Origin of the sequence: Microbacterium natoriense, assembly GCF_030816295.1 — a bacterium.
GTDB classification, from domain to species: domain Bacteria; phylum Actinomycetota; class Actinomycetes; order Actinomycetales; family Microbacteriaceae; genus Microbacterium; species Microbacterium natoriense_A.
The window spans coordinates 3,130,027-3,144,575 of record NZ_JAUSXV010000001.1; the positions used below are offsets into that span (position 1 = coordinate 3,130,027).

Sequence of the window (14,549 nt, forward strand, 5' to 3'; positions counted from 1 at the left end):
TAGTCTGGGGGCGTGATCGAGTTCATCATCGGCACCAGCCTCGCGGCATCCGCCGGCCTCAACGCCTGGATGCCCCTGTTCCTGCTCGGTCTCGCCGACCGGTTCCTCCCCGCGGTGCAGCTGCCCGGGGGCTGGTCCTGGCTGTCCAGCGACCTCGCGCTCTGGATCGTCGGGGCGCTGCTGCTCTTCGAGATCGTCGCGGACAAGATCCCGGCTCTCGACTCCGTGAACGACGTCGTCCAGAGCATCCTCCGTCCCGCTTCCGGAGGCATCGCGTTCGGCGCCGGCGCGAGCGCGCAGACCGTCGCAGTCGACGACCCCGCGTCGTTCTTCTCCACCAACGCCTGGGTGCCCGTCGTGATCGGCATCGCGATCGCGCTCGTCGTGCACATCACGAAGGCTACGGCCCGCGTCGCGGCGAACGCGACGACCGCGGGGCTCGCCGCCCCTGTGCTCAGCACGGTCGAGGACGGCGCCTCGTTCCTGCTGGCAGCCGCCGCGATCGTCATCCCCGTCGTCGCAGCGCTCCTGCTGGTCGGATTCGTCGTCCTCGTGGTCGTCGTGGTGCGCCGGCGCTCATCACGACGGCGGGCCGCCGCTCAGGCGCGGGTCCACACGTAAGGCGTCGTGGTCGAGACCTTGACCAGGCCTGCGCGTTCGAGGATGGGACGGGAGAACTCGGTGGAGTCGGACTGCAGGTAGCGCGTGCCGCGCGCCAGCGCCGATCGCGCGCGCTCCGCCGTCAGCGCCCGGTAGATGCCGCGCCCGCGCCAGCCGGGGTCCGTGGCGCCTCCCCAGAGTCCGGCGAAATCGGTGCCGGCGACCAGTTCTAGACGCCCTGCGCTGACCACTGCGCCATCCGCGACCGCGATCCACAGCTCCGCCGTGTCGTCGCGACGGAGGCGCTCGATGAGCGACTCCGCCCGCGAGCGCCAGTCCGGATCATCGAACACCCGGCCCTGCATCTCCCCCGCGGCGAGCACCTCGTCGTCCGTCGTCGCACGCCGGATCGCGACCCCGACCGGCAGCTCGACGTGCTGGGCGAGCAGCGAGGCTTCTCCGATCATGATCGATTCAGGGTCCTCTGGCGCGAACCCGCGGGAGACGAGCGCTTCGTGGAGGCCGGGGGCGACATCGTGCCCTCGGGTCTTCCACTCGACCGAGGCCACCTCGGGTCGGTCACGGAAATGCTCGAGCGCGGCGTCGACGAGCGCGCCGAGGCCCACCGCATCCGCTCCGCCGAGATCCGCATAGGTGACGAAACCTCGACGCCCGTCGAAGACCGCAAGGTGCAGGGGGCCGTACCTGCGCAGCTCCGACGCGTGCGCCGTCTCTGGTCCCGTCCTGAGCTGGGCGTCGTAGGCGTCGAGGAATCCATGCTGCATACGCTCAACTCTGTCAGAGCCCAGGCGCTCTGCCCTCACGTCCAGCCGCTCGGCTCGGCACGCAGAGCCGTCGCCGCGACCAAGGCGGCGGCTGCGCACATCACGAGGACCGTCCCGACGAACCATGGCCAGCCGGCAGACCCGAACACGAGCCCGAGAGCCCAGCCGAACAGACTGGATCCTGCGTAGTAGCCGAAGTAGTACAGCGACGATGCCTGAGACCGGCTCTCCGGTGGGGCCGCGGCCGGTGTCCAGCCGGATGCCACGGCGTGCGCGCCGAAGAAGCCCGCAGTGAAGAGGAGAAGCCCTGCCAGCACGATGGCGGCGAGCGGAGCGAGCATCAGCATCGCACCCGCGCTCATGACCGCGATGGAGCCGAGCAGTACGGGGTACCTGCCTCTCGACGATGCGAGAAGTCCCGCCCACGGCGAGGAGACCGTGCCGGCGAGGTAGGCGAGGAAGAGCAGGGTCACCAGCCACGCGGGCAGCAGGAACGGTGCGGCAGCGAGGTGGAAGCCCAGGTAGTTGTACACCGCGACGAACGCGCCCATCAGCAGGAAACCCTGCGCGTAGAGGGCGAGCTGCTGCGGGGACCGCAATGGGGCGAGCAGGCGCGAGCGGATGCCGGGCCCGCCTGCCGTGCGCAGCAGACCGGGCACGAATCCTCGTGCCCGCGGGGCGAGCCAGAGGAACAGCGCGGCCGACCCCGCGCACAGCGCGCCCGCGATCCACACGCCGGTACGCCAATCCGAGAGGTCGGCCACTACGCCCGAGACCACGCGACCGAGCAGCCCGCCAACGGTGGTTCCCGCGATATAGCTCCCGGCAGCGGCGGCCGCATGTCTGCGCGATACCTCTTCATTCAAGTACACCAGAGCCACGGCGGGCACAGCGCCGAGCGCCACGCCCTCGGCGAAACGGAGCATCAGGAGCACGGCGATCTCCTGGCTGAACGGCGCGGCGAGACCGAGAACGGTCGCGGCGAGGATGCCGACGGCCATCGCCGGCACCCGTCCTCGCCGGTCGGCCACGACCGACCACGGGATCACGGCTGCCGCGAGGCCGAGCGTCGCCGCCGAGACCGCCAGCGCCGCGGTCGCCGGTCCGACGTCCAGATCCGCGGCGATCTGCGGCAGCACCGCCTGCGGCGAATAGAGCTGGGCGAATGTCGCGATCCCCGCGAAGAAGAGTCCGAGGATCAGGCGACGGTACTCCCGGGAATCCGGGGTGTGGCCCGAGAACGTCACTGCGCGCGGATCCGCTCCCAGAGCGCGTCCACCTGCTCGAGCGTGTTCGCCAGGGTTCCGGCGGTGTCGATCACCGCGTCCGCGATCGCGAGTCGGCGTGCGTCCGGCACCTGCGCGTCGATCCTCGCCTGAGCCGCGGCGTGATCCATGCCGCGCAGTTCGACGAGACGGCGCAGACGCTCGGGGGCCGGCGCGTGGGCGACGACGATGAGATCCCAGGGGTCGTCGACCCGGGCCTCGACCAGCAACGGCACGTCATAGACCACCACGGTGTCCGGATCGTTCCGGAACGCCTCATCGAATCGGCGCTGGGATTCGGCGCGCACAGCCGGATGCACGATGCCGTTCAAGGCGGCGAGCCGATCCGGTTCGCCGAACACCTTCGCCCCCAGCGCCGCCCGGTCCAGCGTCCCGTCGTCCGCGATGACGTCCGCGCCGAACTCGTCCGCGATACGCCTCAACACCGGGGTACCCGGGGCCTGCACCTCTCGGACGAGCGCGTCGGCGTCGACGATGACGGCGCCGTGCTCCGCAAGACGCCGGGCGATGGTCGACTTCCCCGAGGCGATGCCGCCGGTGAGAGCGATGAGTGGCATGCCTTCCATCCTGGCACGCGCCGAGGCCCGTCTCGGCGGACATGCAGAACGGGCCGCCATCCCGAAGGATGACGGCCCGTTCAGGGTGAGATGCTTACGCGTTGCCGCCCGAGAGCTTCTCGCGCAGAGCCGCGAGAGCCTCGTCGTCGGCGAGCGTGCCGGCACCGGTCGCCTCGCTGGAGAAGGTCTGGCCGCCGAAGTCGGCGCCCGCCTCTGCCTCAGCCTCGGCCGCCTTGACGACCTGAGCCTTGTGGGCCTCCCAGCGAGCCTGAGCCGCTGCGTATTCCTGCTCCCAAGCCTCGCGCTGAGCGTCGAAGCCTTCCTTCCAGGCACCCGTCTCGGCGTCGAAGCCCTCGGGGTACTTGTACTCGCCGTTCTCGTCGTACTCCGCGAGCATGCCGTACAGCGCCGGGTCGAACTCGGTGCCGTTGGGGTCGACCGACTCGTTCGCCTGCTTGAGCGAGAGCGAGATGCGGCGACGCTCGAGGTCGATGTCGATGACCTTGACGAAGACCTCTTCGCCGACGGAGACGACCTGCTCGGCCAGCTCGACGTGCTTGCTGGAGAGCTCGGAGATGTGGACGAGGCCCTCGATGCCGTCTGCGACGCGCACGAACGCGCCGAACGGAACGAGCTTGGTGACCTTACCCGGCGTGACCTGACCGATCGCGTGGGTGCGGGCGAAGACCTGCCACGGGTCCTCCTGCGTCGCCTTCAGCGACAGGGAGACGCGCTCGCGGTCGAGATCGACCTCGAGGATCTCGACGGTGACCTCCTGGCCGACCTCGACGACCTCGGAGGCGTGCTCGATGTGCTTCCAGGACAGCTCGGAGACGTGCACGAGGCCGTCCACGCCGCCCAGGTCGACGAACGCACCGAAGTTGACGATCGACGAGACGACACCCTTGCGGACCTGACCCTTGTGCAGGTTGTTCAGGAACGTGGTGCGCGACTCCGACTGCGTCTGCTCGAGCAGCGCGCGGCGGCTGAGCACGACGTTGTTGCGGTTCTTGTCGAGCTCGAGGATCTTGGCCTCGATCTCCTGGCCGAGGTACGGCGTGAGGTCGCGGACGCGACGCAGCTCGATGAGCGAGGCCGGAAGGAAGCCGCGGAGGCCGATGTCGACGATGAGGCCGCCCTTGACGACCTCGATGACGGTACCGGTGACGACGCCGTCGTTCTCCTTGATCTTCTCGACGTCTCCCCAGGCACGCTCGTACTGTGCGCGCTTCTTGGAGAGGATCAGGCGGCCTTCCTTGTCCTCCTTCTGGAGAACGAGAGCCTCGACCTCGTCGCCGACCTTGACGACCTCGTTGGGGTCGACGTCGTGCTTGATGGAGAGCTCGCGCGAGGGGATGACACCCTCGGTCTTGTACCCGACGTCGAGCAGAACCTCATCGCGGTCGATCTTGACGATCGTGCCTTCGATGATGTCGCCGTCGTTGAAGAACTTCAGGGTCTTCTCGACCGCGGCCAGGAAGTCCTCAGCAGATCCGATGTCGTTGATGGCGACCTGCTTGGTGGCCGGGGCGGTCGTTGCGGTAGTCATGTAGTGGGTTGTCCTTGTTGAATGGAGACTCGGGCTGCGGGGCAACGGACGCGCACGTCCGACGGCATGCATCACAGCGGTTGGATTTGGTTGCTACGTCACGAGGGCATGCATAGGCCTGCCACGAGTGACAGTTCAGGCTACCAGATATCGCGGGGGCGTGGACAAGCGGATGCTGCGCGCATCCGGCTCCGTGTCAGACTGTGGTCCGTGACCGAACGTCTGATGCTGCTCGACACCGCCTCGCTCTACTTCCGCGCGTTCTACGGAGTGCCCGACAAGGTCACAGCGCCCGACGGCTCCCCCATCAACGCCGCTCGCGGACTGCTCGACATCATCGCGAAGCTGATCACCCTGTACCACCCCACGCATGTCGTGGCCTGCTGGGATGACGACTGGCGTCCGCAGTGGCGAGTGGACCTGATCCCCAGCTACAAGACGCATCGGGTGGTCGAGGTGGTCGAGGTCGGACCGGACATCGAAGAGGTACCCGACCCTCTCGAGGCGCAACTCCCGCTGATCCGCGAGACCCTCGGTCTCCTGGGTATCCCGATCGTCGGCGTCCTCGCTCACGAGGCGGATGACGTCATCGGAACGCTCGCGACCAAGTCGACCATCCCGGTCGACATCGTGACCGGCGATCGTGACCTGTTCCAGCTCGTCGACGACGCGCGCGACGTGCGGGTCGTCTACACGGCCCGCGGCATGAGCAACCTCGAGGTCGTGACGGATGCCGTGGTCGTCGCGAAGTACGGGGTCCTGCCCTCGCAGTACGCAGACTTCGCGACCATGCGCGGCGATGCATCCGACGGCCTCCCGGGCGTCGCGGGCGTCGGCGAGAAGACTGCGGCGACACTCCTGCAGGCGCACGGCGATCTAGCCGGCATCCGCGCCGCTGCCGAGGCAGGCGAGGGCATGAGCGCCGGCGTGCGGGCGAAGATCCAGGCCTCCTCTGCATATCTCGACGTCGCCCCGACGGTGGTCGAGGTCGCGAAGTCGCTCGAGGTCGAGCCGCCGTCGGTCGGGCTGCGCCCGCTCGATCCGGCGGAGGCGGATGCCGCGACCGCCCTGGCCGAGAAGTGGAACCTGGGCGGATCGATGACGCGCGCCATCGCCGCGGTCGCCAGGATCGGAGAGTGAGTCAGTCGGCCCAGGCGAGCAGACGCTCCAGCCCCCAGGTGGTGACGATCCGGCTCGCGGGCACTCCCACCCGCTCCGCCCGTTGAGCGCCGTGGTCGAGCAGTGAGAGCTGCCCTGGCGCGTGCGCGTCGGAGTCGATCGAGAACAGGCACCCGGCGTCGAGAGCGATCGCGATCAGCTCGTCGGGCGGGTCCTGTCGCTCCGGACGGGAGTTGATCTCGACCGCGACGCCGTTCTCGGCGCACGCGGCGAAGACGGCGGCGGCGTCGAACTGCGAGGGAGGCCGCGTGCCTCGATCGCCTTCGACGAGTCGTCCGGTGCAGTGCCCGAGGACGTTCACGCGCGGGTTCTGCACCGCCGCGATCATCCGCGCCGTCATCGGACGTGACTCCATCCGCAGGTGTGAATGCACGGAGGCGACGACGACGTCCAGTTCGGAGAGGAGCTCGTCGTCCTGGTCGAGTGCTCCGTCGTCGAGGATGTCGACCTCGATGCCTGCGAGCATCGAGAAGCCGTCGCCGGACTCGGCGCGCACGAGCGGGATCTGCGAGTGCAGTCGCTCGGCCGTGAGCCCGCGCGCGACGCGCAACCGCGGTGAATGATCGGTGACGGCCTGATACTCGTGTCCGAGGGCACGAGCCGCCGCGGCCATCACCGAGATCGAGGTCGTCCCGTCCGACCAATCGGTGTGGGCGTGGAGGTCGCCGCGGAGAGCCGGACGCAGCGTCGAGGCGATCTCGGGTTCGACGTCTCCCCGCAACTCGACCAGGTAGGTCGGAATGATCCCTGACTGCGCTTCGCGGATCACGGCGAAGGTGGACTCGCCGATCCCCTTGACCGCTCTGAGCCTGGTGGCGTCGTCCTTCACGTCGTCAGGCAGATCCTGGAACGCGGCGGCTGCGACGCGGAACGCCTTCGCCCGATACCGGGACGCCCGCTCGCGCTCCAGCAGCGAGGCGATCTCGAGCAGCGCGTCTACGGGTTCCACGGCACCCTCAGGCCGAAGCCAGCTCCCGGCTCACGCCGATCCATTCGTCGAGCTTCGCCACGGCGCGGCCATCGTCGACAGCAGCCGCCGCACGCTCATAGCCTTCACGCAGTCGATCGAGGATCGGACGCTGCACCTGCCCTGCATCCCGCGAGAGCTCGAAGGCGACGATGCCTGCCGCGGCGTTCAGCAGCACGATGTCGCGCACCGCTCCCTTCTCACCCTCGAGCGTGCGACGCAGGACCTGCGCGTTGTGCGCGGGAGAGCCGCCGATCAGGTCGGACAGCTCGGCGAGCGGGATGCCGAGGTCGCGGGGGTCGAGGTCGTGCTCGTGGATGTCACCGCGTGTGACCTCCCAGATCCGGCTGTGGCCGGTCGTGGTGAGTTCATCGAGGCCGTCATCGCCGCGGAAGACGAGGGCGGTGGCGCCGCGGGTGCGGAACACGCCCGTGATCAATGGGACCCGCTCGATCTGCGCCACGCCTACCGCGTTCGCCTCGGCTCGCGCCGGATTGCACAGCGGACCGAGCATGTTGAAGACCGTGGGCACTCCGAGCTCCGCGCGCACGGCGCCCGCGTGCTTGAACCCCGGGTGGAAGGCTCCTGCCCATGCGAAGGTGATGCCGGTGCGGTCGAGAATGGTCGCGACCGCTGCGGGGTCGAGCGTCAGTTCGAGACCGAGCGCGCCGAGCACGTCGGAGGATCCGGACGCCGAGCTCGCCGCCCTGTTGCCGTGCTTCACCACGGGGATGCCGGTGGCGCCGATGATCACGGCCGCCGTGGTCGAGACGTTCACCGTGCCGACACGATCTCCGCCGGTTCCTACGATGTCGAGCACGTCCGGCGAGACGGGCAGAGGCACGGCGGCCTCGAGGATCGCGTCACGGAAGCCGACGATCTCGTCGATCGTCTCGCCCTTGGCACGAAGGGCGACGAGGAATCCCGCCAGCTGCGCTTCCGAGACCTCACCCTGCATGATGCGGCGCATGGCCCAAGTCGACTCCCACACGCTGAGATCGCGCCGCTCCAGAAGGGTCGTGAGCAGGTCGGACCAGGTCAGGGAATCAGCCATGTGTGCGATCCTATCGGCGTCGAGAAAACGTGCAGTCCGTTCACCGTGACCGCGAGGTGAGACGGTGTCCGGCGATTTCCCGCGGATTCACCGCCGATTCGCAGGCTTTTCTTAGGGTCTCCTAAGTGCACGAGAGGCAAAACCAGGCGCTCCGGTGCAAGAATCACCCCTGCGGATCGGCCATAATGGAGGAGTGACGACCTCAGCGACGTATGCCCCGGCGGCGAGAACGATCAAGCGGCCCAATCCGGTAGCTGTCGGAACCATTGTGTGGCTCGGCAGTGAAGTGATGTTCTTCGCGGGACTCTTCGCGATCTACTTCACCCTGCGCAGCACCTCCCCTGAACTGTGGGCGGCGCGCACGGAGCTGCTGAACGTTCCCTACGCCTTCGTCAACACGGCGATCCTGGTCTTCTCCTCGTTCACGTGCCAGATGGGCGTGTTCGCCGCAGAGGACCTGCAGCCGTACCGTATCGCCAAGGGCGAGAAGAACGCCGCTGGCCGTCGCCGCCTCTTCGGATGGGGCATGGTCGAGTGGTTCTTCCTCACCTTCGCTCTGGGCGCGATCTTCGTGTCCGGTCAGGTCTGGGAGTACGCGCAGCTCGTCGCAGAGGGCATGCCCATCAGCGCCGACTCCTACGCCTCGGCCTTCTACCTGACAACCGGCTTCCATGCGCTGCACGTCACCGGCGGACTGGTCGCGTTCCTCCTCGTCATCGGACGCGCCTACGCCGTCAAGAACTTCCGGCACAAGGAGGCGACGTCCTCGATCGTGGTGTCCTACTACTGGCACTTCGTCGACGTGGTCTGGATCGTGCTGTTCGTCGTTATCTACTTCCTGAAATAAGAGCGGAGCTGATCCCCGAGATGGCACGAGAGAAGAAGCGCCGTTCCTCCGGCCGCCGTAGCCCCCTGGCCGCGGCAGCCCTGATCGGAGCAGGCCTCATGATCACGGGCGCGGTGTACGCAGGCGCCTCGGCGGCGTTCGCGTCGACCGACACCCAGGCGGCCGCGGCATCCACGCTGACGGTCGAAGACGGCGAGAAGCTGTTCACCGCGAACTGCGCCACCTGCCACGGCCTCGATCTGCAGGGCACGGCCAACGGACCGAGCCTCTACGGAGTCGGCGAGCTCGCCGCGGAGTTCCAGCTCTCGACGGGACGCATGCCGCTGCAGATGCAGGGACCGCAGGCCCCGCAGAAGAAGCCGCAGTTCACCGAGGAGCAGATCCTCGCGATCTCCTCGTACATCCAGTCCGAGGCGCCTGGGCCGACCTTCCCCGAGGACAGGATCCTCGATGGGGAGGGCGATGTGGCTCATGGCGCAGAGCTGTTCCGTGTCAACTGCGCGATGTGCCACAACGTGGCGGCAGCCGGCGGCGCACTCACCGAGGGCAAGTACGCCCCGGCGCTCACGGAGACCAGCGCGCTGCACATGTACGCCGCCATGGTCACGGGCCCCCAGAACATGCCGGTCTTCGGCAACATGAACCTGTCGGACGAGGACAAGCGCGACATCATCTCGGCACTGCTCTTCCAGCAGCAGTCCGTGCAGATCGGCGGCGCGTCGCTCGGGTCTCTCGGACCCGTGTCGGAGGGCCTGTTCGTGTGGATCTTCGGCATCGGCGCCCTGGTCGCCATCACCGTGTGGATCACGGCGAAGTCCAACTGACGCTTAATCATCGAAGAGGAACGTACGAGGAGCACCATGGCACACGACGACGACTCGCAGGCTCTTGACAGGGCCTACCAGCCCTCTCCGGGGCTGGGTGTCGCAGTCAGCGATCCCGTGCAGAACCCCGGGCTGCCGCCGCACCGCGAGCGGATGACCGACAAGGACCCGCGCGCCGAGAAGGCTGCTGTCCGCACCGTCTACACGCTGTTCTACCTGTCTCTCGCCGGAAGCATCTGGGCGGTCGCCGCTTACATGCTGTTCCCGATCGAGAGCGGCGCGCTGATCGACATCCGCCAGAACAACCTCTTCATCGGTCTCGGCATCGCCCTTGCGCTGCTCGCTCTCGGTCTCGGCGCCATTCACTGGTCGAAGGCTCTGATGAGCGACAAGGAGCACATCGAGTACCGTCACCCCACTCGTGGCAAGGACTCGACCCGTGAGGCGGCCATCAAGGCGTTCGCCGACGCGAACGAGGAGTCCGGCTTCGGACGACGCACGATGATCCGCAACTCGCTGTTCGCCGCAGTCGTGGCATCGATCATTCCGGGGGTCACTCTGTTCCGCGGTCTCGCACCGCACTCCACCCCGGAGGACCCCACAGCGGGAGATCCCGTGGTCCTGTTGAAGCAGACCATGTGGGACAAGGGACAGCGCCTGGTGCGCGACCCCGACGGCACCCCGATCCGCGCGGCGGACGTCACCCTCGGGTCGGCTTTCCACGTCATCCCGGAGGATCTCGCCGAGCTCAGCCACCACGACGGCTACCTCGAGGAGAAGGCGAAGGCGATCGTGCTCATGATGCGCCTGCGTCCCGAGCAGCTCACCGAAGCCGAGGACCGCAAGGACTGGTCCTACGACGGCATCGTCGCCTATTCGAAGGTGTGCACGCACGTGGGCTGCCCTGTCGCCCTGTACGAGCAGCAGACGCACCACCTCCTCTGCCCCTGCCACCAGTCGCAGTTCGATGTGACGGATCACGCCAAGGTCATCTTCGGCCCGGCTGCACGTCCGCTGCCTCAGCTGCCCATCACCGTCGACGACGAGGGCTACCTCATCGCACGCAGTGACTTCACCGAGCCCGTCGGCCCGAGCTTCTGGGAGCGCCATTGAGCACCGCAACGCTGTCCAAGGACGAGCAGGACACCAAGGCACCCCTTGGCGGCCGCTTCGTAGGTGCTGCGTCGAACTACATCGACGAGCGCACCAGCCTCTCCGGCTTCGTCAAGGAGCTCGGCCGCAAGATCTTCCCCGATCACTGGTCCTTCATGCTGGGCGAGATCGCCCTGTGGAGCTTCGTCGCCGTGTTCCTCTCCGGAACCTTCCTGACGTTCTTCTTCGAGGCCTCGATGGTGGAGACGCATTACACCGGCGCATACGCGCCCATGCGCGGCATCGAGATGTCCGCCGCACTCGAGTCGTCGCTGAACATCTCGTTCGACCTGCGCGGTGGCCTTCTGGTGCGCCAGATCCACCACTGGGCCGCACTCGTGTTCGTCGCCGGTATCGGTGTGCACATGCTCCGCGTGTTCTTCACCGGCGCGTTCCGCAAGCCCCGCGAGCTCAACTGGGTGATCGGCTTCGTGCTGTTCGTCCTGGCGATGGCTGAGGGCTTCACCGGCTACTCTCTCCCCGACGACCTGCTCTCGGGCAACGGCCTGCGCATCATCGACGGCATGGTCAAGGGCATCCCGCTCATCGGCACCTGGACCTCGTTCCTGCTCTTCGGCGGCGAGTTCCCCGGCACCGCGATCGTCGGTCGTCTCTACACGCTGCACATCCTGCTGCTGCCGCTGCTCGTGATCGGCCTCATCGTCGTGCACCTCATGCTGATGATCGTCAACAAGCACACGCAGTTCGCCGGCCCCGGCCGTACGAACGACAACGTCGTGGGCTACCCGATGATGCCGGTCTACATGTCGAAGATGGGCGGTTACCTGTTCATCGTGTTCGGCACGATCGTCCTGATCGCCACGTTCTTCCAGATCAACCCGATCTGGAACTACGGACCGTACGACCCGTCCCCCGTCTCGGCGGGAACGCAGCCCGACTGGTACATCGGATTCGCGGACGGCGCGCTGCGCCTTGCTCCGTCGAACCTCGACATCGTGTTCCTCGACCGCACCTGGTCGTTCGGCATCCTGCTTCCGCTCGTCGTCCTCGGCCTGTTCATCGTGCTCGTGGCCCTCTACCCGTTCATCGAGGCGTGGGTCACCGGAGACAAGCGGGAGCACCACCTCGCACAGCGCCCGCGCAACGCGGCGACGCGCACGGGAATCGGCGTGGCCGGAGTCATCTTCTACGCGGTGCTGTGGGCTGCCGCCTCGTCCGACCTCATCGCCACGCACTTCATGCTGACGATGGAAGGCGTGATCCACACGCTCCAGGCTCTGCTGATCATCGGCCCGGTGCTCGGCTACTTCGTCGCCAAGCGCATCGCGATCGCTCTGCAGAAGAAGGACCGCGAGATCGTCCTGCACGGCTACGAATCCGGTCGCATCGTGCGCCTCCCCGGTGGCGAGTTCATCGAGGTGCACCAGCCGGTCGACACGTACGACCGCTGGAAGCTCATCGACGTCGACGGCTATGAGCCCCTCGTGGTCCGCCCCAACGACAAGGGCCGCATCCCGTGGACGCAGAATCTGCGCTCCGCGATCTCGCGCTGGTTCTACGAAGACCGTCTCGCCCCGCTCACGCAAGCGGAGATCGACGAGGCCGACTCCCACCAGCACCATGTCACGGCTCAGAACGAAGAGACCGAGGCCGCCGAGATCCAGGGCGCGCACGAGCGCGCCGGCTTCCCGGACGCTCCGCTGTCGCCGGGTGAAGAGACCCATATCGATGAGACTCCGAACACCCCAAGTTCGGTGATCGCCACCGAGCCGGTCAAGAAGCCCCGCAAGAAGTCGGACGACGGCGAGTAGTCTCACCGCTGTCCGGAAGGCCCCGTTTCGACTCGCTCGAGACGGGGTCTTCTTTCGTTATCCTCGAGAGGTGTCGTCCGTCGTACAGCTGATCCGTTCCTCCGCCCTGGCCGATGCGCCGTATGCGAGTGCAGCCACGGCACCACCGGCGTCTCGGCTGATCTTCCTCGCCGGCGCCTGCCCTCTCGACGACGACGGGCGGACGGTGGCGCCCCATGACTATGCGGCACAGGCAGCTCGCTGCGTGGAGACGCTGAGCACCGCATTGGAGGCCGCCGGTGCGACGCTGACGGACATCATCAGCACGCGAGTGCTGGTCGCCTCCGCCGACCGCGCCGATCTCGTCACCGCCTGGGATGTCGTGCACACCGCTTTCGGGGACCACGAGGTTCCCAGCACCCTGCTCGGAGTGACGGTACTGGGTTATCCCGACCAGCTCGTCGAGATCGAGGCGGTCGCCGTGGTGGCGGCGTGAGCGTCGTCATCCGTGCCGCGTCGACGGGTGACTACCTCGCGACCGAGCGCATCGAGGCGATCGCCGACACCGCGTTCGTCGATCGCTTCTCCCCGGCGGACTGGCCTGGGCCGACCAGTGCCGAAGACCGAGCATCCGCCCCTGGCTTCCTGCTCGTGGCCGAGGATCTGGACAGCCGCACGCCGATCGGGTTCGTGCAGGTGCTCGAGATCGAGGATCACGCGCATCTGGAGCAGCTCTCCGTGCTTCCCTCGTATTCACGGCGCGGACACGGTCGCCGCCTCATCGGCGCGGCGCTCGACGAGGCGGCTCGACGGGGCCACGCGCAGATCACTCTGCGCACCTATGCCGACGTGCCGTGGAACGGACCGTTCTATGAGACATGCGGCTTCGTTCCCTCTGAACCGGATACGAACTTCCTGCGCTCGCTGGTCGATGTGGAAGAGGCTCTCGGACTCATGGCCCACGGCCGCCGCATCCAGATGACCGCCACTCTCCCCCGCTGGCAGGATTCCGCCGATCCGCGGCGGTAATGGGAGACGCGTGCCCAAGGCCTCAGATCTAGGCTGAATGCATGATCGAACGCACCGACTACTACGCAGCCAAGCTCGCCTACGAGACGGATGCCAGTGACGTCCACGCCGCTCGCAAGGCGGGCGAGAGCATCTACGTCATCGATGTACGATCCGACGAGGCCTGGGCTCAGGGGCGCGTCGCAGGCGCGATCCACATGCACTACAGCGAGATCGCCGCCCGCGCTCCCCTCGAGATCCCCGAAGACGCCGAGGTCGTCGTGTACTGCTGGAGCCCCGGATGCAACGCCGGCGCCAAAGGGGCGCTGGAGTTCGCCAAGCTCGGGTATGCCGTCCGTGAGATGATCGGAGGCTTCGAATACTGGGTGCGCGAGGGCTACCCCGTCGAAGACGCCGACGGGGTGCACCGACGCCCTGTCGACCCGCTCACCGGCATCGCCCGGGTACGAACTCGCGCGTGACGGCACCGGTCCCACAGGCCAGCATAGGAAAAGGGCCCCTGCCGAGGCAGGGGCCCTTTTCGTCGCCTCACATCAGCGGGCGAAGTTGCCTCGGTAGTACTCGTACACCCAGCCCACGATCGCGACGACGAAGATCGCCAGTCCGATCGGAAGCAGGAAGTGCCCGACGGCCAGACCGATGATGAACACGGCCGCCGATCCGGCGAGCACGAGCGGCCACCAGGACCACGGGCTGAACTCACCGAGCTCCGGGTCGCCGTCATCGATGTCAGCGGTCAGGATGTCCTCGGGCAGTTCGCCACCCTGTGCAGAGTGCGTGCGGTCGAGGTAGAACGCGATCATCGCGCCCATGAAGGCCGAGAAGAACAGGGCGACCGTACCGACCCATTCGATCTGGTTCACGAGCGGGAGGTCGGGGTGGGCCAGAATGTTCCAGCCCGTGTAGATCACGCCGATCAGGGCGAAGAACGCGGTGAGGATCCACCAGAGGATGACGTTGTCGCGCATG

General features: G+C 67.3%; 16 protein-coding genes. 9 read left to right on the forward strand and 7 right to left on the reverse strand.

What is annotated here, in order from left to right; translation table 11 throughout:
- Positions 1-12: 12 nt before the first annotated feature.
- Positions 13-621, forward strand: a complete 609-nt coding sequence (locus tag QFZ53_RS14765) for a DUF4126 domain-containing protein (protein WP_307297726.1) — start codon at positions 13-15, stop codon at positions 619-621.
- On the opposite strand, the gene QFZ53_RS14770 is transcribed toward QFZ53_RS14765, so the two are convergent.
- From QFZ53_RS14770 to rpsA, 4 genes are all read right to left on the reverse strand, one after another.
- The gene (locus QFZ53_RS14770) at positions 600-1,385 is read right to left on the reverse strand and encodes a GNAT family N-acetyltransferase (protein WP_307297728.1); all 786 of its coding nucleotides are present in this window, start codon (positions 1,383-1,385) and stop codon (positions 600-602) included. The two genes, QFZ53_RS14765 and QFZ53_RS14770, sit on opposite strands and share 22 nt — an antisense overlap.
- A gap of 35 nt (positions 1,386-1,420) precedes the next feature.
- On the reverse strand, positions 1,421-2,632 hold the full coding sequence (locus QFZ53_RS14775) for an MFS transporter (RefSeq protein ID WP_307297730.1): 1,212 nt from the start codon (positions 2,630-2,632) through the stop codon (positions 1,421-1,423).
- Positions 2,629-3,228, reverse strand: coding sequence for a dephospho-CoA kinase (gene coaE, locus QFZ53_RS14780; RefSeq protein ID WP_292908271.1), 600 nt, complete (start codon positions 3,226-3,228; stop codon positions 2,629-2,631). The genes QFZ53_RS14775 and coaE overlap by 4 nt, the downstream gene beginning before the upstream one ends.
- 94 nt (positions 3,229-3,322) lie before the next feature.
- Positions 3,323-4,777 (reverse strand): 30S ribosomal protein S1, encoded by a 1,455-nt coding sequence (rpsA, locus tag QFZ53_RS14785; RefSeq protein WP_292908269.1) that lies wholly within the window; start codon positions 4,775-4,777, stop codon positions 3,323-3,325.
- Between the two features lie 210 nt (positions 4,778-4,987).
- Here rpsA and QFZ53_RS14790 point away from each other — a divergent pair, with 210 nt between their 5' ends.
- The gene (locus QFZ53_RS14790; RefSeq protein WP_307297732.1) at positions 4,988-5,917 is read left to right on the forward strand and encodes a 5'-3' exonuclease; all 930 of its coding nucleotides are present in this window, start codon (positions 4,988-4,990) and stop codon (positions 5,915-5,917) included.
- 1 nt (position 5,918) lies between these two features.
- On the opposite strand, the gene QFZ53_RS14795 is transcribed toward QFZ53_RS14790, so the two are convergent.
- Entirely contained in the window at positions 5,919-6,905 is a 987-nt protein-coding gene (locus QFZ53_RS14795; RefSeq protein ID WP_307297734.1) for a PHP domain-containing protein, read from the reverse strand.
- Between the two features lie 7 nt (positions 6,906-6,912).
- Complete coding sequence (gene trpD, locus QFZ53_RS14800; RefSeq protein WP_292908263.1) at positions 6,913-7,977, reverse strand: anthranilate phosphoribosyltransferase; 1,065 nt, start codon at positions 7,975-7,977, stop codon at positions 6,913-6,915.
- Between the two features lie 193 nt (positions 7,978-8,170).
- On the opposite strand from trpD, the gene ctaE reads away from it, so the two are divergent.
- From ctaE to QFZ53_RS14835, 7 genes are all read left to right on the forward strand, one after another.
- Positions 8,171-8,824: an aa3-type cytochrome oxidase subunit III gene (gene ctaE / locus QFZ53_RS14805; protein ID WP_292908261.1), complete on the forward strand. Its 654-nt coding sequence runs from the start codon at positions 8,171-8,173 to the stop codon at positions 8,822-8,824.
- A gap of 20 nt (positions 8,825-8,844) precedes the next feature.
- Positions 8,845-9,648 carry a cytochrome bc1 complex diheme cytochrome c subunit gene (gene qcrC / locus QFZ53_RS14810; protein WP_307297738.1) on the forward strand — a complete coding sequence of 268 codons (804 nt, stop codon included), beginning with the start codon at positions 8,845-8,847 and terminating at the stop codon, positions 9,646-9,648.
- 36 nt (positions 9,649-9,684) lie between these two features.
- Positions 9,685-10,761: a cytochrome bc1 complex Rieske iron-sulfur subunit gene (qcrA, locus tag QFZ53_RS14815; RefSeq protein WP_292908257.1), complete on the forward strand. Its 1,077-nt coding sequence runs from the start codon at positions 9,685-9,687 to the stop codon at positions 10,759-10,761.
- Positions 10,758-12,572 carry a cytochrome bc1 complex cytochrome b subunit gene (qcrB, locus tag QFZ53_RS14820; RefSeq protein ID WP_292908255.1) on the forward strand — a complete coding sequence of 605 codons (1,815 nt, stop codon included), beginning with the start codon at positions 10,758-10,760 and terminating at the stop codon, positions 12,570-12,572. The genes qcrA and qcrB overlap by 4 nt, the downstream gene beginning before the upstream one ends.
- Before the next feature lie 70 nt (positions 12,573-12,642).
- Positions 12,643-13,047: a RidA family protein gene (locus tag QFZ53_RS14825; RefSeq protein ID WP_307297744.1), complete on the forward strand. Its 405-nt coding sequence runs from the start codon at positions 12,643-12,645 to the stop codon at positions 13,045-13,047.
- Entirely contained in the window at positions 13,044-13,580 is a 537-nt protein-coding gene (locus QFZ53_RS14830; protein ID WP_307297746.1) for a GNAT family N-acetyltransferase, read from the forward strand. Before QFZ53_RS14825 ends, QFZ53_RS14830 begins: the two co-directional genes overlap by 4 nt.
- Before the next feature lie 41 nt (positions 13,581-13,621).
- Complete coding sequence (locus QFZ53_RS14835; RefSeq protein ID WP_292908249.1) at positions 13,622-14,041, forward strand: rhodanese-like domain-containing protein; 420 nt, start codon at positions 13,622-13,624, stop codon at positions 14,039-14,041.
- 72 nt (positions 14,042-14,113) lie between these two features.
- Here QFZ53_RS14835 and QFZ53_RS14840 read toward each other — a convergent pair whose 3' ends face one another.
- Entirely contained in the window at positions 14,114-14,548 is a 435-nt protein-coding gene (locus QFZ53_RS14840) for a cytochrome c oxidase subunit 4 (RefSeq protein WP_292908247.1), read from the reverse strand.
- Position 14,549 lies beyond the last annotated feature (1 nt).

Excerpts from the sequence above, each read along its gene's own strand:
- QFZ53_RS14770 (WP_307297728.1), bottom strand. The coding sequence starts at position 1,385 with ATGCAGCATGGATTCCTCGACGCCTACGACGCCCAGCTCAGGACGGGA.
- trpD (WP_292908263.1), bottom strand. The coding sequence starts at position 7,977 with ATGGCTGATTCCCTGACCTGGTCCGACCTGCTCACGACCCTTCTGGAG.
- coaE (WP_292908271.1), bottom strand. The coding sequence starts at position 3,228 with ATGCCACTCATCGCTCTCACCGGCGGCATCGCCTCGGGGAAGTCGACC.
- QFZ53_RS14840 (WP_292908247.1), bottom strand. The coding sequence starts at position 14,548 with ATGCGCGACAACGTCATCCTCTGGTGGATCCTCACCGCGTTCTTCGCC.
- QFZ53_RS14835 (WP_292908249.1), top strand. The coding sequence starts at position 13,622 with ATGATCGAACGCACCGACTACTACGCAGCCAAGCTCGCCTACGAGACG.
- qcrA (WP_292908257.1), top strand. The coding sequence starts at position 9,685 with ATGGCACACGACGACGACTCGCAGGCTCTTGACAGGGCCTACCAGCCC.
- rpsA (WP_292908269.1), bottom strand. The coding sequence starts at position 4,777 with ATGACTACCGCAACGACCGCCCCGGCCACCAAGCAGGTCGCCATCAAC.
- qcrC (WP_307297738.1), top strand. The coding sequence starts at position 8,845 with ATGGCACGAGAGAAGAAGCGCCGTTCCTCCGGCCGCCGTAGCCCCCTG.